18 protein-coding genes and 1 pseudogene are annotated in these 21,721 nt (G+C 55.1%); 13 read left to right on the top strand and 6 right to left on the bottom strand.

Annotated elements, in window-relative coordinates; translation table 11 throughout:
* The 3 genes and pseudogenes from QZ279_RS09655 to QZ279_RS15745 form a co-directional block, all read left to right on the top strand.
* Positions 1 to 486, top strand: a pseudogene (locus QZ279_RS09655) (hypothetical protein); the annotation flags it as partial.
* Positions 487 to 569: 83 nt separating this feature from the next.
* Complete coding sequence (polA, locus tag QZ279_RS09650; protein WP_293450276.1) at positions 570 to 3,368, top strand: DNA polymerase I; 2,799 nt, start codon at positions 570 to 572, stop codon at positions 3,366 to 3,368.
* Positions 3,368 to 3,796 carry an MmcQ/YjbR family DNA-binding protein gene (locus tag QZ279_RS15745; RefSeq protein WP_366513924.1) on the top strand — a complete coding sequence of 143 codons (429 nt, stop codon included), beginning with the start codon at positions 3,368 to 3,370 and terminating at the stop codon, positions 3,794 to 3,796. The genes polA and QZ279_RS15745 overlap by 1 nt, the downstream gene beginning before the upstream one ends.
* On the opposite strand, the gene QZ279_RS09645 is transcribed toward QZ279_RS15745, so the two are convergent.
* Complete coding sequence (locus tag QZ279_RS09645) at positions 3,768 to 4,337, bottom strand: DUF1285 domain-containing protein (RefSeq protein ID WP_293450274.1); 570 nt, start codon at positions 4,335 to 4,337, stop codon at positions 3,768 to 3,770. The two genes, QZ279_RS15745 and QZ279_RS09645, sit on opposite strands and share 29 nt — an antisense overlap.
* Positions 4,338 to 4,405: 68 nt before the next feature.
* Between QZ279_RS09645 and QZ279_RS09640 the strand changes: the two genes are divergently transcribed.
* The 4 genes from QZ279_RS09640 to QZ279_RS09625 are packed head-to-tail and all read left to right on the top strand — an operon-like array spanning position 4,406 to position 11,053.
* Positions 4,406 to 5,416, top strand: coding sequence for a MoxR family ATPase (locus QZ279_RS09640; protein WP_293450272.1), 1,011 nt, complete (start codon positions 4,406 to 4,408; stop codon positions 5,414 to 5,416).
* Complete coding sequence (locus tag QZ279_RS09635; RefSeq protein WP_293450270.1) at positions 5,413 to 6,285, top strand: DUF58 domain-containing protein; 873 nt, start codon at positions 5,413 to 5,415, stop codon at positions 6,283 to 6,285. Before QZ279_RS09640 ends, QZ279_RS09635 begins: the two co-directional genes overlap by 4 nt.
* Complete coding sequence (locus QZ279_RS09630; RefSeq protein ID WP_293450268.1) at positions 6,282 to 9,014, top strand: DUF4159 domain-containing protein; 2,733 nt, start codon at positions 6,282 to 6,284, stop codon at positions 9,012 to 9,014. The genes QZ279_RS09635 and QZ279_RS09630 overlap by 4 nt, the downstream gene beginning before the upstream one ends.
* Complete coding sequence (locus tag QZ279_RS09625) at positions 9,011 to 11,053, top strand: hypothetical protein (RefSeq protein ID WP_293450266.1); 2,043 nt, start codon at positions 9,011 to 9,013, stop codon at positions 11,051 to 11,053. The genes QZ279_RS09630 and QZ279_RS09625 overlap by 4 nt, the downstream gene beginning before the upstream one ends.
* On the opposite strand, the gene QZ279_RS09620 is transcribed toward QZ279_RS09625, so the two are convergent.
* Positions 11,050 to 11,409 carry a hypothetical protein gene (locus QZ279_RS09620; protein ID WP_293450264.1) on the bottom strand — a complete coding sequence of 120 codons (360 nt, stop codon included), beginning with the start codon at positions 11,407 to 11,409 and terminating at the stop codon, positions 11,050 to 11,052. The genes QZ279_RS09625 and QZ279_RS09620 overlap by 4 nt on opposite strands.
* Positions 11,410 to 11,457: 48 nt before the next feature.
* Entirely contained in the window at positions 11,458 to 12,165 is a 708-nt protein-coding gene (locus QZ279_RS09615) for a DUF599 domain-containing protein (protein ID WP_293450262.1), read from the bottom strand.
* 84 nt (positions 12,166 to 12,249) lie between these two features.
* On the opposite strand from QZ279_RS09615, the gene QZ279_RS09610 reads away from it, so the two are divergent.
* The 6 genes from QZ279_RS09610 (at position 12,250) to QZ279_RS09585 (ending at position 18,428) form a co-directional block, all read left to right on the top strand.
* Positions 12,250 to 13,698, top strand: coding sequence for an FAD-linked oxidase C-terminal domain-containing protein (locus QZ279_RS09610; protein ID WP_293450260.1), 1,449 nt, complete (start codon positions 12,250 to 12,252; stop codon positions 13,696 to 13,698).
* Positions 13,695 to 14,810 carry an FAD-binding protein gene (locus tag QZ279_RS09605; protein ID WP_293450258.1) on the top strand — a complete coding sequence of 372 codons (1,116 nt, stop codon included), beginning with the start codon at positions 13,695 to 13,697 and terminating at the stop codon, positions 14,808 to 14,810. The genes QZ279_RS09610 and QZ279_RS09605 overlap by 4 nt, the downstream gene beginning before the upstream one ends.
* Positions 14,807 to 16,126, top strand: coding sequence for a glycolate oxidase subunit GlcF (gene glcF / locus QZ279_RS09600; RefSeq protein ID WP_293450256.1), 1,320 nt, complete (start codon positions 14,807 to 14,809; stop codon positions 16,124 to 16,126). The genes QZ279_RS09605 and glcF overlap by 4 nt, the downstream gene beginning before the upstream one ends.
* Before the next feature lie 57 nt (positions 16,127 to 16,183).
* The gene (locus QZ279_RS09595) at positions 16,184 to 17,002 is read left to right on the top strand and encodes a S1 family peptidase (protein ID WP_293450254.1); all 819 of its coding nucleotides are present in this window, start codon (positions 16,184 to 16,186) and stop codon (positions 17,000 to 17,002) included.
* Positions 16,999 to 17,811: a trypsin-like peptidase domain-containing protein gene (locus tag QZ279_RS09590; protein ID WP_293450252.1), complete on the top strand. Its 813-nt coding sequence runs from the start codon at positions 16,999 to 17,001 to the stop codon at positions 17,809 to 17,811. The genes QZ279_RS09595 and QZ279_RS09590 overlap by 4 nt, the downstream gene beginning before the upstream one ends.
* Before the next feature lie 149 nt (positions 17,812 to 17,960).
* Complete coding sequence (locus tag QZ279_RS09585) at positions 17,961 to 18,428, top strand: Hsp20 family protein (RefSeq protein ID WP_293450250.1); 468 nt, start codon at positions 17,961 to 17,963, stop codon at positions 18,426 to 18,428.
* 58 nt (positions 18,429 to 18,486) lie between these two features.
* Here the strand turns inward: QZ279_RS09585 and QZ279_RS09580 are convergent, their stop codons facing one another.
* The 3 genes from QZ279_RS09580 to QZ279_RS09570 all read right to left on the bottom strand — a co-directional run.
* Positions 18,487 to 20,367 (bottom strand): VWA domain-containing protein, encoded by a 1,881-nt coding sequence (locus tag QZ279_RS09580; RefSeq protein WP_293450248.1) that lies wholly within the window; start codon positions 20,365 to 20,367, stop codon positions 18,487 to 18,489.
* Positions 20,364 to 20,894, bottom strand: coding sequence for an RNA polymerase sigma factor (locus QZ279_RS09575; RefSeq protein WP_293450246.1), 531 nt, complete (start codon positions 20,892 to 20,894; stop codon positions 20,364 to 20,366). The genes QZ279_RS09580 and QZ279_RS09575 overlap by 4 nt, the downstream gene beginning before the upstream one ends.
* Before the next feature lie 57 nt (positions 20,895 to 20,951).
* On the bottom strand, positions 20,952 to 21,721 hold a 770-nt coding region (locus tag QZ279_RS09570; protein ID WP_293450244.1), incomplete at its 5' end, for an MBL fold metallo-hydrolase.

The following is a 21,721-nucleotide window of genomic DNA, read 5'->3' as shown; positions in this document are numbered from 1 at the left end:
GTGGAGCTGACGGTCGAAATACAGGATGCGTTGAACCAGCTAGAAGTTCTGGATCCAACCCTCTTTGCGACAGGATCCACGGCTGATATTATTGCCTCTGCACCGTTTGTCGGCGTTGATGTTTCCAGCTTAACTACCCCAGCGCAGGACGTATCTACTGATTATCTCAGCGGTGGTGACGGCGATGATCATATTTACCTTGAAACTGCTGACGTTGCTGTTGGCGGCGCAGGTAGCGATACGTTCCACATCCATAGCGATGCCGATGTACGTCAAATGTTGGTTCACGATTATGTGGACGGTGAAGATACATTGATCATTGAATACGACAGCAACGGCCCCGTTCCAGTTGTCACGCTTGTCGAAGCAGGAAGTTCGTCGCAAATCCATCTTGACGGCGTGCGAACCGCAGATATTCGCGGTGCAATCGGAATTCTGGAAGTCGGCGACATATCTCTCGTTGGCGTTGATCGCTCAATTACCTGAATAGGTCCACAAACGGACTGGCCCTAAAGGACCCAACACGTCTAGTATGCCCCCAACGCTAAAACAGCCTTGGGGGCATTTTCATGAGCACCAATTTCGACAAAGGATGCCATCTGCATCTGATTGATGGCTCTGCCTTCATCTTTCGCGCCTACCACGCGCTGCCTCCTTTGACGCGCAAATCAGATGGCTTGCCCATCGGGGCCGTTGCTGGGTTTTGCAACATGCTTCAGCGGTATGTTGAGGGAAATGTTGATAGCGACGTGACCCATGTCGCAGTGATTTTCGACAAGGGCAGCCACACGTTTCGCAACGACATGTATGACCTCTACAAGGCCAATCGCGACGCAATGCCAGAGGACCTGCGCCCCCAAATGCCATTGACCCGTCGTGCCACCAAAGCCTTCAACATCGCCTGTGAAGAGATCGAGGGTTACGAGGCAGACGACATCATCGCGACCCTTGCGCTGCAAGCGCGTGAAGCAGGCGGGCGTTGCACCATCATTTCGTCAGACAAAGACATGATGCAACTCGTTGGCGACGGCGTCGAAATGTACGACGCGATGAAGCAAAAGCGCATCGATCGTGACGGCGTGTTCGAAAAGTTTGGCGTCTACCCCAAAGGTGTCGTAGATGTGCAGGCCCTTGCAGGTGACACTGCCGATAACGTTCCTGGTGCACCCGGCATCGGCATCAAGACCGCCGCATTGTTGATCAACGAATACGGCACACTTGAAGAGCTGCTGGACCGCGCGGGAGAGATCAAACAACCCAAGCGTCGCCAAACATTGATCGACCATCGCGCACAAATCGAACTAAGCAAGCGCCTCGTGACACTTGATGCGGCAACCCCCTTAGGGTTCACTTTGGACGACCTCGAAGTACAGGACCCAATCGCCGATGAACTGCTCGAATTTCTTGCTGAAATGGAATTCCGCACACTGACAAAACGTATCTCAGAAGCGCTTGACGCGCCCATGCCTGAAATTGCGGACGCGCCAATCAAAGCGGGATCACTGGACGCCCCAGCAGCTGTTCCCTTTGACGCCGAAAAATACGAATGCGTACGTGATCTTGGCGCGCTGCAACCGTGGATCGACAACGCATACGCGCGCGGCTACGTCGCCGTGGACACCGAAACCACAGGCTTGAACGACATGATCGCAGACCTCGTTGGTATCTCGATGTGCACCGAGGCGGGTAAAGCTTGCTACATCCCTTTGACACACAAAGACGCCGATACGGATGATCTGTTCGGCTCTGATGATTTGGCTGCAGGCCAGATTGATCTAGAGACCGCGATTGCCGTATTGAAACCGCTTCTCGAAGATCCCAGCGTCATGAAAATCGGCCAGAACATGAAATACGACGCCAAGATCTTCGCGCGCTACGACATCAACATCGCGCCAATCGACGACACGATGCTTTTGTCTTACGCGCAACACGCAGGCCTGCATAACCACGGCATGGACGCGCTATCCGAACGCTACCTTGGCCACACGCCTATCCCGATCAAACCCCTGCTCGGTGCTGGTAAATCCGCGATCACATTCGACCGCGTTCCAATCGACCAAGCGACGCCTTACGCAGCTGAGGATGCCGACGTTACATTGCGTCTATGGCAACTCTTCAAACCCTCACTTCATACCGCCAAAACCACACGCGTTTACGAAACCATGGAACGCCCCTTGGTGCCTGTCTTGGCCCAAATGGAACGCTACGGCATCAAAGTAGACCGCGACGTGCTATCCCGTATGTCCAACGCATTTGCGCAGAAGATGGCCTCGCTTGAGGCCGACATCCATGAATTCGCGGGTCGACCTTTTAACGTAGGTAGCCCGGCTCAGGTTGGCGAAATTCTCTTTGACGAAATGGGTTTGGAGGGCGGCAAGAAAGGGAAGAACGGGAAATACGCGACTGGTGCAGACATCCTAGAAGACCTCGCGACAGAGCACGAAATGCCACGTCGCATCCTCGATTGGCGCCAGCTTTCCAAGTTGAAATCAACCTACACAGACGCGCTACAAGATCACATCAACCCAGACACGGGCCGCGTTCACACGTCCTACTCCATCGCAGGCGCATCCACTGGTCGCCTGTCATCCACCGATCCAAACCTGCAAAACATCCCTATCCGTTCCGAGGAAGGACGCCGCATCCGCGAAGCGTTTATCGCTGAAGAAGGCAAAGTCCTCGTGGCCCTCGATTATTCTCAGATCGAATTGCGCATACTTGCCCATGTCGCTGGCATCGACAGCCTGAAACAGGCGTTCAAAGACGGCCACGACATCCACGCAATGACCGCGTCCGAAATGTTTGATGTGCCTCTTGATGAAATGACCCCCGATGTGCGCCGCCAAGCCAAAGCAATCAACTTTGGCGTCATCTACGGCATTTCCGGCTTCGGTCTTGCCCGTAATTTACGTATCCCACGGTCTGAGGCGCAGGGTTTTATCGACCGCTATTTCGAACGCTTCCCGGGCATCAAGGAATACATGAACGACACGACCGAATTCGCCAAGAAACACGACCGCGTCGAAACCCTGTTTGGTCGCGTGATCCACACGCCCAACATCAACGCCAAAGGCCCCCAAGCCGGCTTTGCTAAACGCGCCGCAATCAACGCCCCAATCCAGGGAACAGCCGCCGACATCATCCGCCGCGCAATGATACGGATGCCCGATGCCATCGCAGGTCAGCCCGCGAAAATGTTGCTGCAGGTCCACGATGAACTCCTGTTCGAGGTCGATAAAGACGGCGTAGGTAAACTCATCGCGACAGCCAAAGACATCATGGAAAATGCTGCTGATCCCGTCGTCAAGCTCGACGTCCCACTGATCGTGGACGCGGGCCAAGGCGCGAACTGGGCAGAAGCGCATTAATGATAAACAACTGGCTCGAGCTTAAAGCCTTCGCGCTCTCACTCGGGCTGCCGAAAGTCGAAGAATCAACAAGCTGGGGCAACCCAGTCCTAAAAGCTCACGGTAAGCTCTGGACATGGTGGTCCCCATACGCAGACGCCGCTCTTTTCAGATGTGACAAAGACGAACGCGCCATACTGCGCCAAGCTGACCCAAAAACGTTCATTCGACACGACCACTACAAGGCCCATAACCTGATCCTCGTCGCAGCAGGTCACATCGACAAAGACTGGGCAAGAGCACGGCTGACGTCCATCTGGCGCGAACACGCTCCCAAGCGCCTACTAAAAGAATGGGACATCGCAAACCAGCAGCTACGCCTCCCTTCATCTTTCCAAACAAACTTCCGCCGGAGGCACTCTACGCCTCAAGCTCCGCTGACGGAATGATCTGGAAAAACACGCCAGACGACCAAAACCCGAACCAACCCTCATGATGCACACCGATATCGACCAAGCGATAGAAACTCTTGCGATCAATCAATGCTTCAAGCCCCGCGCGCACCATGACATAGGGCGACGGTTCACCCGTTTCAGGATCGCGCACGACACGAATTGGATGCTCAAAACCAGCATTTACAAAATCGCCAACCTGTGTCTCAAACTGGATCACGTCGCCCAAAACCTCAAAGTCCAAGGCGACAAACGGAGCATCTTCAACCGTGATACCAACCTTCTCCACTGGCGTGACTAAAAAATACTTCCCGTCCTCCAGTTTCAAAATCGACGAAAACAGCTTCACCAGCTCAAACCTGCCGATGGGAGTGCCCATGTAGAACCATGTCCCGTCACGTTTGATTTGCATGTCCAAATCACCACAAAACGGCGGATCCCACAGATGGACCGGGGGCAAACCTTTGCCCTTGGTTGCGGCTTTGGCAGAGGCGGCTAGCCCTGCGGCGTCTGGTGTCACAGCATTTTGTCCACTCATTGTTTTGTTATTTGTCCTTAGGGGCCTATTCTCATACCATCATACCCAGAGTTCAAGGAAGAGTTACAATGTCCAGCGCCGAAGATTTAGTCACAGACATAGAAACGCTGGGCGCACGTCTTGCAGATGCAAAGGCCTCGATCAACAAACGTTTCATCGGACAAGAGCGCGTTGTCGACCTGACCTTGTCTGCATTGCTGTGCGGCGGACATGCGTTGCTGATCGGCCTTCCGGGTCTAGGCAAAACGCGTCTTGTTGAAACGCTCTCCACCGTGATGGGCCTGCATGGCAATCGCGTACAATTCACGCCAGACTTGATGCCTGCAGATATCCTCGGCTCAGAGGTTCTGGAAACAGGTGCAGACGGCAGTCGTGCATTCAAATTTATCGAGGGCCCGATCTTCTGTCAGCTCCTTATGGCCGACGAAATCAACCGCGCCTCGCCCCGCACGCAGTCCGCGCTTTTGCAAGCAATGCAGGAAAAGATCGTAACCGTCGCTGGTGCAGACCGCGCATTGACCGCACCTTTCCACGTCCTCGCTACGCAGAACCCGATTGAGCAGGAAGGCACGTACCTCCTGCCCGAAGCTCAACTTGACCGCTTCCTTGTACAGATCAACGTTCCCTACCCTGATCGCGATACAGAACGCGACATCCTGATCGCAACCACTGGTGTCGCTGAAGAAGATGCGCATGCTGTTTTCTCAACAGGTGAACTTCTTGCCGCGCAAACATTGCTGCGCCGTATGCCCGTTGGCGATAGTGTGGTCGAAATGATCCTCGATCTTGTCCGCGCCTTCCGCCCAGATGAAGCTGGTGCAGGTGCGCGCGTCAAAGAAACCGTGGCATGGGGGCCCGGCCCGCGTGCCGCCCAAGCCTTGATGCTGACCGTGCGCGCCAAGGCCTTGCTAGATGGTCGTCTTGCCCCATCGCCAGAGGACGTGATCGATATGGCAGAACCTGTTTTGGGCCACCGCATGGCGCTTAATTTCGCGGCGCGTGCACGGGGTGACAGCTTGTCTAACCTCATCGCTGAAACTGCGCAGCAGATCGCTGGATCAAAGGCCGACGCCGCGTGAACACGCCCCGCACTCTTCGTCTAAACGCTGAATCCGAGGCCTCGCGCCTGCCGCCACTTTTGGTGCGCGCAGAGCATTTAGCAGGTACAGTTTTGCTGGGGGAACACGGACGCCGCCGCGCAGGCATGGGTGATGATTTCTGGCAATATCGCCCTGTGCAATTGGGGGACAGCCGCCGCATGATCGATTGGCGCCGTTCCGCACGATCCGACAATGAATTCGTGCGTGAACGTGAATGGCAAGTTGCGCAAAGCGTCATGCTTTGGGTTGATGCCTCCGCATCCATGCGCTTCACCAGCAACACATCACATCCAGAAAAGTCAGACCGCGCACGACTGATCGCGTTGGCCGCCTCCATCCTGTTAATCAAAGGCGGCGAACGTGTTGGCGTCACAGGAACAGACCTGCCCCCCCGCCGTGGCCGCGCACAAGTTTTGCGTCTTGCCGAACATTTCTCACACAACGCTGACGTTGAATACGGCGTCCCAGAAGCCCGCGCGATGCTGCCTCACGCGCGCGCACTGTTCATCTCTGATTTCATGGGCGATATCGACGCGGTGGAACAAGCCCTAACCAAAGCCGCCGACAGGGGCGTGCGTGGGGCGCTGATGCAAGTTTTGGATCCCGCCGAGGAAAGCTTTCCGTTCCACGGGCGCACCATTTTTGAAAGTGCCGGCAAAACCCTCCGGTATGAAACGCTAAAAGCAAACGACTTGCGCGATAAGTACCTTGAAAAATTGGCCGCGCGCAAAGATGCACTTCGTCACCTTTGCAGCGTCACAGGCTGGCAATTCACAACACATCACACGGATGCATCCGCACAGACGGCCTTGCTCTGGCTGCACCGCGCATTGGAGCAATCCGCATGATTGGCGCACTCGGGTTCACCGCGCCGTGGCTCTTGCTCGGACTGATCGCGCTGCCCATCCTTTGGGTGCTTTTACGCGCCGTGCCACCTGCCCCCATCCGTCGCATTTTTCCGAGCGTTACATTGTTGCTAGGTTTGAAGGACGACGAACAGGTCAGCGATCGTACCCCGTGGTGGCTGCTCTTACTTCGCATGCTCGCGCTCGCAGCGCTTATCATCGGCCTTGCAGGACCCGTTCTAAACCCGCGCAGCGATGAAATCGGGCGTGGGCCTCTTTTGATTGCAATAGATGCGAGCTGGGCTAGCGCACCAGATTGGCCGACGCGGATCGACATGATGGATCGTGTTTTACGCGATACCGCACGCGCGGGGCGAACCGCAGCAATTTTGAACCTCAGCGCGCCAGAACAGGTGACGTTCCAATCCGCAACAGAAGTGCAAAGCACGCTCGCAGGTCTAAACCCAAGCGCGTGGGAACCAAGCCACAGCGCACAGTCCATAGAACCGCTTTTGTCCGATGACGCCTTTGACACTGTTTGGCTGTCAGACGAAATCGCGCGCGATACGCGCAATGACATCGTTGGGCTGTTTACTTCCAAGGGTGCGCTTCGTGTGTTGAACGCACCCAGCACCCCAATCGCTCTCGCACCTGCGCGCTTTGAAAGCGGCGTCACCATTTTGGAAGCGCGCCGCGCAACGAATGGACCAGCGCAAACCGTCCAAGCAGAGGTACATGGCAAAGACCCCGCTGGCGCACCCCGCATTTTAGCACGCGCTGACATCGTCTTCGAAAACAGTGCCAAGACTGCGATTGCTGAAGTCTCTCTTCCTGCCGAATTACGCGCACGGATCACGCATTTCGCGCTCGCGGGCGTGCGCTCTGCCGGGGCTGTAACGCTCTCTGATGATAGCCTGCGACGCCGCGAAGTCGCATTGATAGCAGGGCGCGAAGATCGCGAAGGGTTAGAGCTGCTCTCGCCCTTGCATTATCTTCGCCAAGCCTTGCAGCCCAACGCGGAATTATTGGAGGGCAGTTTGCTCGACATCCTGCCTGCCGCGCCCGACGTCGTGATTTTGGCTGATGTCGCAACAATTGCACCCGCTGAAAAAGCCGCGCTGACAGATTGGGTTGAAGAAGGTGGATTGCTAGTGCGTTTCGCTGGTTCGCGCCTTGCGGGCAGCGATGTTAGCCGCTCAAGCGAGGACATGTTGATGCCTGTACGATTGCGCGCAGGTGGGCGAACAGTCGGCGGCGCAATGAGCTGGGGAACACCCAAAGCATTGGCGCCGTTCACTGAAGACAGCCCCTTTTTCGGCCTCCCACTTGCGGGCGATGTGGATGTGTCCTCGCAAGTCATGGCACAGCCCGATCCCACGCTCGCCGCGCGCGTCATCGCAAGCCTGAGCGACGGAACACCCTTGGTCACGCGCAAACCCCTTGGCGAGGGACAGATCGTTTTGTTCCACGTCACCGCGAACGCCGAATGGTCCAGCCTGCCTCTGTCTGGCCTCTTCGTTAGCATGTTGGACCGCCTTGCCATTTCATCCCTTGCGGGCGACCAACAGGCCAGTGGCCTTGAAGGAACCACGTGGAAACCTATTCGCGTTGTGAACGGTTTTGGACGAATTGCAGATGCGGACACCTTACCCGGTGTCGCAGGCGAGCGATTGTTCGACGATCCACTTGGGCCTGATCTCCAGCCCGGGCTGTACGAAGGCAAAGCCCGCCAAATCGCGCGTAATTTGATCAGTGCAGAGACGGTATTGAACGTTGCAAGCTGGCCAGTTGGTACCGATATTCGTCAAATGCAAACACGTCCCGAAACACCGTTTGGGGGCATACTGCTCAGCCTCGCCCTTGCGCTTTTAATGATCGATATCGTCGCGTCGCTTGCGATGTCAGGCCGTTTGCGCGGTGCCATCGTAGGCATTGGCGCGCTTCTTTTGCTTAACTTCCCCGCCGACGCGCAACAAGATGCATTTGCGCTCGCGGCCTCTTCTGAACTTGTGCTTGGCCATGTCATTACGCGCAATGCCGACGTTGATCGCGTTGCTGAAGCGGGGCTGTTCGGCCTGTCACAAACGCTTTTCTTTCACACCTCGATCGAACCTGCTGATCCTGTTGGTATCGATTTGGAAACTGACGAACTGGCCTTCTTCCCCCTGCTTTATTGGCCCATCACACCCGATCAACCCGCGCCCTCTGCCAACGCCTACTCCAAGCTGAACGCTTATCTGCGCTCTGGTGGCATGATCCTGTTCGATACGCGTGACGCAGACATTGCGCGCTTTGGCGCGGCCAGTCCGAATGGGCGAAAACTGCAATCGCTTGCGGCACCCCTCGACATTCCGCCGCTGGAACCCCTGCCTGCGGATCATGTCCTGACGCGCACGTTTTATCTGCTTCAGGATTTTCCAGGCCGCCACACCGCGCGTGATGTCTGGCTTGAGGCCGCGCCAAAAAACGCTGAGCGCGTTGAGGGAATGCCGTTCCGAAATCTCAACGACGGTGTCAGCCCTGTAGTGATCGGCGGTAACGACTGGGCCGCGGCGTGGGCGATGGATGCGCGCGGCAGTTCTATGTTCCCAATCGGGCGCGGGTTCGCGGGCGAACGCCAGCGCGAATTGGCCTATCGGTTCGGCGTTAATCTGGTGATGCATGTGTTGACGGGTAATTATAAATCCGATCAGGTCCATGTGCCTGCCCTTCTGGATAGGCTTGGCCAATGACACAAACCATCGTCTTTGATCCCCTCGTTCCTATGGCACTTCTGATCGCAGCCGCGGTCGTTGTGTTCGCGGGTTTGGGTCTGTCTGTTTGGCGTCGTTTGTCGGGTGCGTGGCTGCGTGGCTTTGCAGGCATAGTCGTTATTGCAGCGCTTACGGGTCCTAGCTTGCAGCGCGAAGAACGTGGTAATTTGAATGATATCGTTGTGATCATTAGCGACGAAAGCGCGTCGCAATCCTTAGCTGAACGCGCCGATGTTACGTCACAAGCCAGCGATGCCTTAGAGGCATTGCTAGCTGAACGCAGTGATACAGACATCGTACGTGTGAGCGTTCAAGATGGGGCTGGCGACGCGGGCACGCAGTTGATGAGCGTGCTGAGCGAAACGCTTGCAGAGCTACCGCAATCACGGATCGCAGGGGCGTTCTTGCTCAGCGATGGGCGCGTGCATGACCTAGAACGTGCGCCGAATATGCCGGCACCTTTGCATCTGTTGTTGACTGGGAAATCCACCGATTGGGATCGACGTCTTAGCGTTACCAATGCGCCTGCTTTTGCAATCTTGGGCAAAGCTGTGACCCTAACACTAAAGATCGAGGACATGGGTGCGGCCCCTACTGGAACAGGTTTTGCTCCACTTGATATCTCTATTGATGGCGGCACCCCCCAGCGGTTCGAAGTCCCGACAGGTGCAGAGATTGATCTACCACTCACGTTGCCACATGGTGGGCGCAACGTGATCCAGTTCAGTGTTCCAACTGCTGAGGGCGAGTTGACCGCGCGCAACAACACTGCGCTGATCCAGATGAATGGCGTCCGCGATCGTTTGCGCGTTTTGCTGGTGTCTGGCGAACCCCATCCGGGCGGTCGCACATGGCGTAACCTGTTGAAATCCGACAGTTCCGTCGACTTGGTCCACTTCACTATTTTGCGCCCTCCAGAAAAGCAAGATGGCGTGCCAACGTCTGAACTATCCCTGATCGCGTTTCCCACGCGCGAACTGTTCATGGACAAGATCGAAGACTTTGATCTAATCATTTTTGACCGCTACAAGCGCCGTGGCATCCTGCCCTCGCTCTACCTTGAAAACGTGGTGCGCTATGTTCAAGAGGGGGGTGCGGTATTGGTCGCAGCGGGGCCTGATTTTGCGTCTTCCAACAGTATCTATCGATCCCCCTTGGCGGAAATTCTGCCTGCCACGCCCACCGCACGCGTGATCGAACAAGGCTATCGCCCAACCATAAGTGATCTTGGCGCGCGTCATCCTGTGACCGCTGGCCTGCCTGATGCAGAAAATTGGGGCCGTTGGATGCGCCAGATTGAGGTCGAGGCCAATACAGGTGATGTCTTGATGACAGGCATTGATGAACGCCCCCTCTTGATCTTGAACCGTGTCGGCGAAGGCCGTGTTGCAATGTTGGCCTCTGATCATGCGTGGCTCTGGAACCGAGGGTTTGAAGGCGGTGGGCCGCAGTTGGAATTGCTACGTCGCCTTGCACATTGGATGATGGGCGAACCTGAGCTGGAAGAAGACGCGCTGATGGCACAAGCCACGGGCCAATCTATGCGCATCATTCGCCGAACCCTAAGCGAACGCGCAGCTCCTGTCATTGTCACAGCGCCTGATGGATCAGAGGTCGAACTGGACATGATCGAAACCCAGCCCGGACGGTTTGAAGCACGACATACAGGTGGCGAAATCGGGCTATATCGTTTGAAGGACAGTGAGCACGAGGCAGTTATTGGACTTGGTCCAGCAGCGCCACGTGAATTCGAAAAGACAATTGCGACGGGTGACCTTCTTGAGCCCACAATTGATGCAACACGCGGCGGGATCCTACGTTTGGAAGACGGTATACCGACTATACGAGCCGTGCGCGAAGGGCGCCCTGCTGCAGGTCGTGGTTGGGTTGGGATCACACCACGCAGTGCATATGAAACCCTTAACGTGCGTCAAACCCCACTATTGCCAGCGTGGTTGGTTCTACTTTTGGCATCTGGATTGATCGTAGCCGCATGGTTGCGCGAAGGTCGACGCTAGCGGTTCAATGAAACCGAATATCGCTCTTTTTTCCAATGCGTTTGCGAACACTTCACACGGACAAACACTTCGCGCGTGCCGTCTGGAATCATGACCTGACGCAAACTGCGGGTGAAGGGCTGCTCATTTACATGTGGGTGGTGCAGCGTGCGCGTTCCGAGAATACTACCTGCTGAATCCTCGATCTGCCACGCATCCGCATAGTGATCCCAACCCGTGTCACCATGCGCGAGCGAAACATCGAAATCCCAGCCCATCGCTGCTGGTGTGGCGACGGCCTTGACCACTACGGGTGCTTCCGCGACCGCAGACGTTGCGCTTAAAAGTGCAGCAAAAAAGAAATGTATTGGCTTCATTATGGCCTCCTTAAAGTCGCCAATGCGATTCTAGCAATCACAAGCGTGTTATGCACCGTAGTTGTCACCCGCAAGCAACACGTCGCGCGACTGCGATGCAAACTCGCGGCGCCATAAAACGAGGCACGTTACCAAGCTGGCCGCAATGAGTGCAAAAGGGCCACCCAGCCAAGAAACCGAGGCAAGACCAAAGTAAACGGATCGCAAACCACGATTGAACCCACGTGCAGCCGTGACGTTTATTTCACCCGCTTGCATGGCGCGGGGCAGCGTTGCGGAGTGGTCGACTTCATTGGGAACGGCAGACATGAGAACGGCACAATATCCAAACAAGCGGTTAGACCAAACGAACTTGAGAAACGCGTTTGTCACGAAGAACAGCGTGACCATCAGTTTGAGTTCCCAAACAATCGCAGGATCACGCCCAAGTGTGAGATCATCAGCGATTCCAATAAGCTGCTCAGTGTTTCCCACTAACGCAAGGACACCACCGATCGAGATCATGCTGGCTGATGCAAAAAAGGCTGTTCCTTGGCGAAGACTGCCCAAGATCGCAGCATCGTAAATCCGCGGACTGCGCGTAATCATCTGGCGCATCCATTCACGGCGATACCCCGCCATAAGTACTGAGACCGAAGCACGTTTTGCGGAAGGATGTTCAATGCGCCAACCGATTGCGAACCAAAGCCCAAACAACAGCGCAACCGCCGCAAAGTCAAGCGGCGAAAAAAGGGTGAGGCGATCAATGATATTCATCCCCTTTCATAGGCTGACCAATGAACCCTTGCCAACGCGATAAATTGGTTATATTTTATTACCAATCTCTGAAAGGACGTTTCCATGGACATGCCACGCCCCGATCCGATTATTTTATCACGCAAGGCCGAACTCGTTGCTCGACTGTTGGCCGTTCTGCCATCTGATGCGGTGATTGAGGATGAAATGGAAACACGCGCTTACGAATGTGACGCGCTGACCGCTTATAAATGCCCACCGCTATTGGCTGTCTTGCCACGCAGCACACAAGAAGTGTCCCACGTCCTTCGTATTTGCCACGACATGAACGTACCAGTGGTTCCGCGTGGCTCTGGCACGTCACTTGCGGGCGGCGCTTTGCCAACGGCAGATTGCGTGATCTTGGGCGTGGCGCGGATGAACGATGTGCTTGACACAGATTATGCAAATCGCGTTATTCGTGTGCAAACCGGACGCACAAACCTAAGTGTTTCTGGCGCCGTCGCGGAGGAAAATTTCTTCTACGCGCCTGATCCATCCAGCCAGCTCGCCTGCGCCATCGCCGGCAACATTGCGATGAACTCTGGTGGTGCGCATTGTTTGAAGTACGGTGTGACCACGAACAACTTGCTTGGCGTCACACTGGTGATGATGGACGGCGAAATTGTCGAAATTGGTGGTGCGCACTTGGATAGCGGCGGGCTTGATCTGCTGGGTGTTATTTGCGGATCTGAAGGCCAGCTAGGCGTCGTGACCGAGGCAACTTTGCGCATTCTACACAAACCCGAGGGCGCGCGTCCGGTTCTGGTTGGCTTTGACAGCAATGAGGTCGCAGGGGCTTGTGTCTCCGACATTATCAAGGCCGGGGTACTGCCCGTGGCCATCGAATTTATGGACCGTCGTGTGATCGAAGTGATCGAAAATTACGCACACGCGGGGTATCCCCTTTGTGAGGCCGTATTGATCATAGAAGTTGAGGGATCAGAGTCTGAGATCGACGCGCAACTGACCCTAATCCGTGAGATTGCAGAGCGTCATAACCCTGTCGAATTCCGCGAGGCACGCGATGGCGATGAAGCGTCGCGGATCTGGCTAGGACGCAAAAGCGCATTTGGCGCGATGGGACAAATCAACGACTACATGTGCTTGGATGGGACAATCCCAGTGTCCTCTTTGCCCATGGTCCTGCGCCGCATTGGTGAAATGTCCAAAGAATTCGGCTTGGACGTTGGTAATGTTTTCCACGCAGGCGACGGAAATATGCACCCGTTGATCCTGTTTGATGCCAACAAAGAAGGCGATCTGGCACTCTGCGAAGCATTTGGCGCAGAAATTTTGAAGCTGTGTGTTGAAGCGGGTGGCTGTTTGACCGGCGAACACGGCGTCGGAATCGAAAAGCGCGATTTGATGAGTTATCAATACGCGCCGAACGACTTGGCAGCACAAATGGCAATCAAGGACGTGTTTGACCCCAAGTGGCTTTTAAATCCCGCGAAGGTGTTTCCTTTGGATGTGTCGGACAGCCGTCGCACAATGCAGGTGGCCGCTGAATGAAACCGACATCTGAACAAGAACTCTCCGAATTGATCGCTGACGCCAAAACCCCCTTCCAGATCAAAGGGGGCGGCACGCGTTTGACGGGGCTGCTTGAAGCAAAAACACTCGACATGAGCGGCTTGTCCGGCATCACGCTCTACGAACCTGGCGCTTTGACACTTGTCGCCCAGGCAGGAACGACGATTGCTGACATTGAAATCGCTTTGGCCGCAGACAACCAGCGCCTCGCGTTTGAGCCTGCCGATCTACGCGATGTTTTAGGGACAACAGGCGACAGCACAATTGGCGGCGTTGTCGCCAGCAATGCGTCTGGCCCGCGACGTTTATCCGCGGGCGCGTGTCGCGACTTCATGTTGGGTGTGCGTTTTGTCGATGGTGCGGGCAACGTGGTCAAAAACGGTGGCCGCGTGATGAAAAACGTGACCGGTTATGATCTGGTCAAGCTGATGAGTGGCGCGCATGGAACGCTTGGGGTGCTGAGTGAACTGTCTTTGAAAGTTTTGCCAACAGTTGAGATGCAAGTGTGTTTGCGCTTGCCTGATTTGAACGCTGTGCAGGCGGTGCGCGCAATGTCTGCAGCCCTTGGATCCCCTTTCGAAGTGTCTGGTGCGGCGCGCAACGTGGATGGGATGGTTCTGCTGCGCCTAGAGGGCTTCGACGCATCTGTTCGCTATCGTGCGGCCAGCCTTATCAAGGTCTTAGCCCCATTTGGCGATGTTGAAATCGTTGACGATCAAGACATGTGCGCCACGATCTGGCGCGATATTCGCGATGCGCGCGGACTTATCGGGGCCGATGGAAATCTATGGCGCATTTCAGTCAAGCCAAGCGATGCGCCCCATGTACTAGAAGCCTTGAAACCCACAATGGCCCAACTGGATTGGGGTGGTGGTTTGATCTGGGCAGTGGTGCCAAGCGGAACGGATGTACGCGCTAAAATGGGTGTTTCAGGGCACGCGACCTTAATGCGTGCATCAAATGACGATTTTACCAGACTAGGTCGGTTCCATCCAGAACCTGCGCCACTTGCAAAAATCAGCATGGGTTTGCGCACACGCTTTGACCCTAAAGGCCTACTAAATCCGGGCCTCATGGGAGCCACATCATGAAGACTGAATTCACAGACCTGCAAATGCAGGATCCTGCAATCCAGCGCTCGAACAGCATCCTGCGGTCCTGCGTGCATTGCGGATTTTGCACAGCAACTTGTCCGACATATCAAGTGCTTGGCGATGAACTCGACAGCCCCCGCGGACGTATTTATCTGATCAAGGAAATGCTAGAGACAGGCCGAAAACCTGACGCAAAAACTGTTGGGCACATTGATCGTTGCTTGGGTTGTCTTGCCTGCATGAGCACATGCCCGTCGGGTGTGAACTACATGCATCTGGTCGATCACGCGCGCAAATATATTGAAGAGAACTACCAACGCCCCTTGAGCGAACGTGCGCTGCGCTGGATGCTTGCGCGCATTTTGCCCTACCCTATGCGGTTTCGCGTGGCCTTGCTTGGTGCAAAGATGGCCGGCCCCTTTGCACGGATAATCCCCGACAAGCGTTTGCGCGCAATGGTCGCGATGGTCCCGAAACAAATCCCACCCGTTAGCCGCAATGATGATCCACAAAGCTTTGCCCCCAAAGTTGCGCGCAAAAAGCGTGTCGCCTTGATGACAGGATGTGCGCAAAAGGCGCTGGATACAGATATCAACGATGCCACTATCCGCCTGCTGACGCGGCTGGGATGTGAAGTTGTCGTGGCAAAAGGTCAGGGCTGTTGCGGTGCACTGACCCACCATATGGGCAAGCAAAGCGAAAGCCACGCAGCAGCGGCTGCAAATATCAACGCCTGGGTTTCTGAAATGGACGGCGATGGTTTGGATGCCATTGTGATTAACACCTCGGGCTGCGGAACAACGATTAAAGACTACGGCAATATGTTTGCGGGCAATCCTTTAGAGGCCAATGCCAAACGCGTTGCAGCAATCGCAAAGGACGTGAGCGAAGTTCTTAAAGACCTTGATTTAGCGCAAGGTGGCGCGCCGGAAATGACCGTTGCTTATCATGCTGCATGTTCTCTGCAGCACGGACAGCAAGTAAAGTCAGCGCCTAAAGATCTGCTAAAACGTGTTGGATTCACCGTTGTTGAGCCAAAGGATAGCCATCTTTGCTGCGGCTCTGCGGGGACCTATAACCTTATGCAGCCCGAAATATCCGCGCAACTGAAAGAGCGTAAAATCACGACACTGATGGCCAAAAACCCTGACGTTATCGCAGCAGGAAACATCGGCTGCATGATGCAAATTGGGTCTGCTGCAGGCATTCCTGTCGTTCATACGGTCGAACTTTTGGACTGGGCCACAGGTGGGCCACGCCCCCCTAAAATGGACGTCGATCACACTGCACATAAAATTCCAAATTTGCGATGAATGCCATAATCTAGCCCTAACCCGCCTCTATACATCCCCCAACGTATTGGAGACGGCATGACGCGGGTCTTGTTTTTGATCTTTTGGGCTTTGGCCCTTTCCAGCAGAGCAAGCGCACAATCTAGCGGCCTAAAGCGGCTGAACACTGGCGATGAAACTCGCGGGTGGAAAGCGTTTGGGCGCATTGATGTGGCTGGCAAAGGGTTCTGCACCGGTGCATTGATTGCGCCCGATTTAGTGCTGACCGCTGCGCATTGCTTGTATGACCGTGATTCTGGCCAACGTGTTGAACATGAAGCCATGGAATTTCGTGCAGGTTGGCGCGATGGTCGCGCCTCTGCGTATCGCCACGTTCGCCGTGCGGTGGTTCATCCTGATTACATTTATGACGGCACCGCGACGACAGAACGTGTTCGAAATGATTTGGCTTTGATTGAGCTGGACAGCCCCATTCGCAACACAACCGTCATTCCCTTCGAGACGGCTGAACGCCCCGCAAAAGGGGACAAGATCGGTATCGTATCTTACGCGTTAGATCGCTCAGAAGCGCCGTCTTTGCAAGAATCCTGTCACGTCATGGCCCGTCAAAAAGGCGTTTTGATTATGTCCTGCGATGTGAATTTCGGGTCTTCTGGCGCGCCAATCTTTAGTATCGACAACGGCACCGCAAAAATCGTTTCCGTCGTTTCTGCGAAGGCCGAAGTGCAAGGCACACCTGTCTCCCTTGGCACCGCTTTGGAGGGCCCCTTTGTGCGGCTGCGCGCAGAACTTGCGGCGGGTCGTGGTCGCTTTAGCGTTGTCGGAACTCTGGAGAGCCGGGCCGCTGCTACGGCAAAAGGTCGTGGGGCTTCTGGCGCAAAGTTTGTGAAACCGTGATCCGTTTGATCCTAGCGGTCAGCCTTTTTTTGTCACCGTTTGGCGTGTTCGCAGAACAAAGCACCTCGCTTACAGCTTTGACACAAATAGGTGATTTCCTCGGCCTTGAAGCAGTTGGTCGCCTCGATAGCCCTGACGGATATTGCAGCGCGACGCTTATCGCTTCTGACTTGGTTCTTACAGCTGCACATTGCGTCTACAAGAAAAGCACAGGCCAACCCTACCAAGCCGAAGATCTCACGTTTCGCGCTGCTCTGACCGATGGCAAGGCACTGGCCAAACGCACGGCCTATCGCATTGCAGTCGATCCTGCCTATAGCCCCGGGAAACTTAGCTACGCGCGCGTGGTATCTGACATCGCACTCATATTGCTCGACGATCCTATCCCAACCTCTGTCGCAGATCCCTTTGCGCTGCATTCTGGTGACGCTATCGATGGGCCCGTCAGCGTTGTGTCCTATGGGCGTGGCCGCAACGAACAGATTTCGTGGCAAAAAGGGTGCAATATATTGGATCGCCACCGTGGTTTGGTGGTTTTGGACTGCAATGTCACCTATGGGTCTTCGGGCTTTGCAATCTTTGCATCCGAAAACGGACGTTATCGGATTTTTGAGATTATTTTCGCACTTGGCACGCAGAATGGCAAGCGCGTCGCCTATGGAATGGAGTTGGTGGAGCGTTTAGCCACGCTGAAAAAGAACATCCGCTCAACACCAATTCGTCGCATGAAAGCGAAACAGCGGGTCAACGTCAGCACCAAAAGTGCGCGCAAGACATCGCAAGCGCGGTTTGTGCGCGTCGGCGATTAATCTGTAATTGATCTGCACGTCAGGTCTTGAAACCGTTCTGAACCCTTCCCAAGTCAATAACATCGCAGCGCCAATGATGGGCTGCTGACACTGCTCGGTCCCGAATGGGAAGGCCATTTATATTGTTATTGCTCACGTGAGGATGACCCATGAGAACTTTTGATTTTGCTCCTATGCACCGCGCAACAATTGGTTTTGACCAAATTGCAGACATGATGGACCGCGTGATGTCCAAGGATGTCAGCACCAATTCATATCCCCCTTATAACATCGAAAAGACGTCCGATGACGGCTATCGCATCTCGATCGCGGTTGCAGGTTTCTCTGACGCTGATCTTTCGGTTGAAGTGAAAGAAGGCGCGCTGCTTGTCACCGCACGCAAGGTTGAAGACGAGGTCGAGCGCAGTTATTTGCACCGTGGCATCGCGACGCGCGCGTTTGAGCGTCGCTTCCATTTAGCCGACCACGTGCGCGTCACGGGGGCCAGCCATGAAGATGGTATGCTTCACATCGAGTTGACCCGTGAAGTGCCCGAAGCACTGAAACCACGTCAGATTGAAATCGCGCGCGCAAGCAGTGTGACAAAGGATGTGGTTGACGCCAAAGCAGTTAACTAACCAATCATCCTAGACGACGAAAGGCCCGAGCGCCTCCCACTCGAGCCTTTTTTCCGTTCTACTGGCTAAGCGAACCAGCAAGGCGCATCAATTTGATCGCTTCCGCGCGGTAGCCAAACCTGTCTTCGCCGCGCGCATCCGTCGCAAGTTTAACGGCGTCATTATAGGACCAATCGCTCAGTCGCTCGCTACTGCGCAACAGTTCACCAAAACCTGCAATAGCGGCTGCGAACGCCAGCTCTGTATCCGCCTCAAGCGCCGTCGGGATAGCACGTTCGACCAGCTGACTGTCCGCACCTCCTGGATTTTTGTAGCGTAGCTTTAGGTAGCCAAGTTCGCCCTCGGATCCACCCACGACACCTTCGCCATAACGCAGCGCGTCGACTTGACCTTGTGCACCAGTTGGGGTGAACTCATAGAGCGCGGTGACTTGGTGACCTGCCCCGATATCGCCAGCGTCGACCTTGTCGTTATTGAAATCCTCACGACGCAAAGCACGGGTTTCATAGCCGATCAAACGATATTCAGAGACGGTCGCAGGATTGAATTCCACCTGTATTTTCACATCACTCGCAATCGGGAACAACGCGCCAGTCAATTGATCCACCAGCACCTTCTGCGCCTCTGGCAGACTATCAATATAGGAAGCCTGTCCGTTCCCGTTCTGCGCCAAGGCTTGCATTGTAGCGTCATCCAGATTGCCACGACCAAAGCCCAGAACCGACAGGAACGTCCCACTGTCACGCCTGTCCGCAATGTAGTCTTTCAGCGCGTCAGGGTTGCTAAGGCCCACATTGAAGTCGCCATCGGTCGCTAGTAGAACGCGGCTAATTTCACCGTCGTCTTGCATCGCAGCTGCCAGCGTATACGCCTGTTGCAAACCCGCTTGCCCATTGGTGCCACCACCCGCGCTAAGGCGGTCCAACGCGCCAAGGATCACTTCGCGTTCAGAGGCCGCAGTCGGCTCCAAAACCTGCCCCGCACTTCCCGCATAGGCAACAATCGCAACTTGATCTTCGGCGCGCAATTGACCCAGCATGAGCCGCAAAGATTGTTTGAGCAAAGGCAGTTTATCAGGCTGGTTCATTGACCCCGATGTATCAATCAAAAACACCAAATTCAGCGCGGGACGTGCTGCGACCTCTGGCATTTCACCCTGCACCGCGATGCGCAACAGTTGGGTGTTTTCATTCCAGGGCGTCTGCATCATAGCAAGTGAGGTTGCGAATGCACCTTGCTCTGGGGCGGCGTAACCATAGGGGAAATAGTTCACCATTTCCTCGATCCGAACGGCAGCAGCAGGTGGCAATTGGCCGTTCATCAAGGACGACCGCACGATGGAATAGCTAGCCGTGTCGACGTCTACAGAGAAGGTCGACACAGGTGTTTCGCTGGTCACTTTCAACGTATTTTCTGGGGCGAACGCTTCCGTATCCTTCTCTGGCACAATCATTGGCGCATCAGCGACGAGGCCAGCAACAGGCGCGATACGCGTACGACTTGCTTGCTTGCTCATCATACGCGGCGCAGGTGCAGATATAGCCATCCCTACAGCGGCACTGTCGTCGACGGTGTCCATTGCGATTGCCTCTTCGACAACGATCACAGGTGCTTCCATCATAACCGCAGGTTCTGGTGCAAACACCACGGGTGGACCTTCGCGTAGAACTGGTGTGATCAGAACCAAGCCGAATGCGGCCAAAGCCGTCGTCGCAGTCAAACCTGCTTTTGAGGACAAAGCATTAAACATTGCACGTATTCCTTTTACAAACCCGCCCATTTTTGGGGCGTCATGTATAGGACGTACCGCGCTTGGTGTTCCTTGGCGCATTGCGAAATTTTCTTGGGCCAACACCAAATTTTCTGCGCGACGCTTCGCATCAGGCGCAGGGGTTGCGCGCGTAAAGGCGTGTTTAAGATCGTCTAGATCATCGCTCATTGCTCGCTCTCCTTGATCACTTTGAGGTGCTTTTTGACTTCACTCATACGCCAACTGACTGTACCCTCAGACACGCCCAGAACCTCCCCCACATCGCGGTGGTTCATGTCATCCATGACAAGCGCAACCGTATCACGCAGATCGTCAGGCAGGGTGCCAATTGCGCTCATCAGCCAGTCCTGCGCCTCGGCCTGTTCTTTGTTGGTCTCTGTTCGGTTCACTTCCCAATCGCCCCAGCCTTGCGCCGCTTTTGAACGCGTCACGGCACGACGTCGACGATCATGGGCCGCATTTACCGCGACACGGTAAAGCCACGTAGAAAATGCAGAGGCACCTTCGAAATGGATCAACTTAGCAGAGAGCGCGGCACAAATATTTTGGCACAGATCTTCGGCTTCGGCCTGCGAACCCATAAGGCGAAAACATAGACCAAAGAGGCGATCATAAGACCGCTCAATCAGCAGCGCGAAGGCTTGTGCATCCCCGCCTGCTGCGGCCAAGGCCAGCTCATTATCACCTGTGTTCATGCGCATTACGATCATAGGACGCGGGCGCGCCGTCAATCCTTGGAAAAAACTTTGAAATTAATCTGCGTCCCATTCGAACGCATCACCCTTGGCCCTAACGCAACCGATTGAAGGCAAGGCAAAGTGGCTGCCAAGCACACGTTGATTGCGCTCTGCTGCCTTGCCTAAAAGGTGGCGACGCGAGGCTTCGGCCTGCTCTGCATCCATGTCGTACTTGAAGTGCCATTCAGGATGGGCCATCTGCGCGGTCGTGTGCAACGCATCGCCTGTGATGATCGCCTCGGCATTATTGCTTTTGATAAGTACTGACACGTGACCCGGCGTATGGCCCGGCGTTGGAATGAGAGAGATATAATCGCCCAGCATATGTCCCCCACTCACACGTTCGGACTGGTTTGCCTCGACCACGGGCAGCACGCTTTTCTCATAGGCCTTACCCGCGTGAACGCTAAAGAATTCATCGTCTTCAGCAGGTAAAAGATAGCGCGCATTCGGAAAGGTCGGCACCCAGCGCCCATCAACCAAACGCGTGTTCCATCCGATATGATCCGTGTGCAAATGGGTGCACATCACATAATCCACATCCGCCACAGTGACCCCAGCGGCGGCAAGCGAACTCATGAAACGCGTCCCTTTGAGTTGATGCCAATCTGGCATGTTTGGCACGGTTTTGTCATTGCCCACGCATGCATCCACAAGGATCAAATGATCTGGCGTTTTCAATAGAAAGCCTTGAATGGGCAAGATCAACTTGCCACTTTGCGCGCAACATCCACCGGGCACGTGGGTTTCGATAATCGCGCGCACGTCCGGACCAGCGTTTGGAA

This window comes from Planktotalea sp. (assembly GCF_018607965.1).
Taxonomy (GTDB): Bacteria; Pseudomonadota; Alphaproteobacteria; order Rhodobacterales; family Rhodobacteraceae; genus Planktotalea.
Note: the sequence above shows the minus strand (reverse complement) of the source record. Positions and strands in the feature narration are given on the sequence as shown.

What these genes read in the sequence shown, in the direction of transcription:
- QZ279_RS09640 (WP_293450272.1), top strand. Translation starts at nt 4,406, where the DNA reads ATGTCCAGCGCCGAAGATTTAGTCACAGACATAGAAACGCTGGGCGCA.
- glcF (WP_293450256.1), top strand. Translation starts at nt 14,807, where the DNA reads ATGAAGACTGAATTCACAGACCTGCAAATGCAGGATCCTGCAATCCAG.
- QZ279_RS09610 (WP_293450260.1), top strand. Translation starts at nt 12,250, where the DNA reads ATGGACATGCCACGCCCCGATCCGATTATTTTATCACGCAAGGCCGAA.
- QZ279_RS15745 (WP_366513924.1), top strand. Translation starts at nt 3,368, where the DNA reads ATGATAAACAACTGGCTCGAGCTTAAAGCCTTCGCGCTCTCACTCGGG.
- QZ279_RS09580 (WP_293450248.1), bottom strand. Translation starts at nt 20,367, where the DNA reads ATGAGCGATGATCTAGACGATCTTAAACACGCCTTTACGCGCGCAACC.
- QZ279_RS09645 (WP_293450274.1), bottom strand. Translation starts at nt 4,337, where the DNA reads ATGAGTGGACAAAATGCTGTGACACCAGACGCCGCAGGGCTAGCCGCC.
- QZ279_RS09620 (WP_293450264.1), bottom strand. Translation starts at nt 11,409, where the DNA reads ATGAAGCCAATACATTTCTTTTTTGCTGCACTTTTAAGCGCAACGTCT.
- polA (WP_293450276.1), top strand. Translation starts at nt 570, where the DNA reads ATGAGCACCAATTTCGACAAAGGATGCCATCTGCATCTGATTGATGGC.
- QZ279_RS09585 (WP_293450250.1), top strand. Translation starts at nt 17,961, where the DNA reads ATGAGAACTTTTGATTTTGCTCCTATGCACCGCGCAACAATTGGTTTT.
- QZ279_RS09630 (WP_293450268.1), top strand. Translation starts at nt 6,282, where the DNA reads ATGATTGGCGCACTCGGGTTCACCGCGCCGTGGCTCTTGCTCGGACTG.
- QZ279_RS09615 (WP_293450262.1), bottom strand. Translation starts at nt 12,165, where the DNA reads ATGAATATCATTGATCGCCTCACCCTTTTTTCGCCGCTTGACTTTGCG.
- QZ279_RS09625 (WP_293450266.1), top strand. Translation starts at nt 9,011, where the DNA reads ATGACACAAACCATCGTCTTTGATCCCCTCGTTCCTATGGCACTTCTG.
- QZ279_RS09605 (WP_293450258.1), top strand. Translation starts at nt 13,695, where the DNA reads ATGAAACCGACATCTGAACAAGAACTCTCCGAATTGATCGCTGACGCC.
- QZ279_RS09575 (WP_293450246.1), bottom strand. Translation starts at nt 20,894, where the DNA reads ATGAACACAGGTGATAATGAGCTGGCCTTGGCCGCAGCAGGCGGGGAT.
- QZ279_RS09595 (WP_293450254.1), top strand. Translation starts at nt 16,184, where the DNA reads ATGACGCGGGTCTTGTTTTTGATCTTTTGGGCTTTGGCCCTTTCCAGC.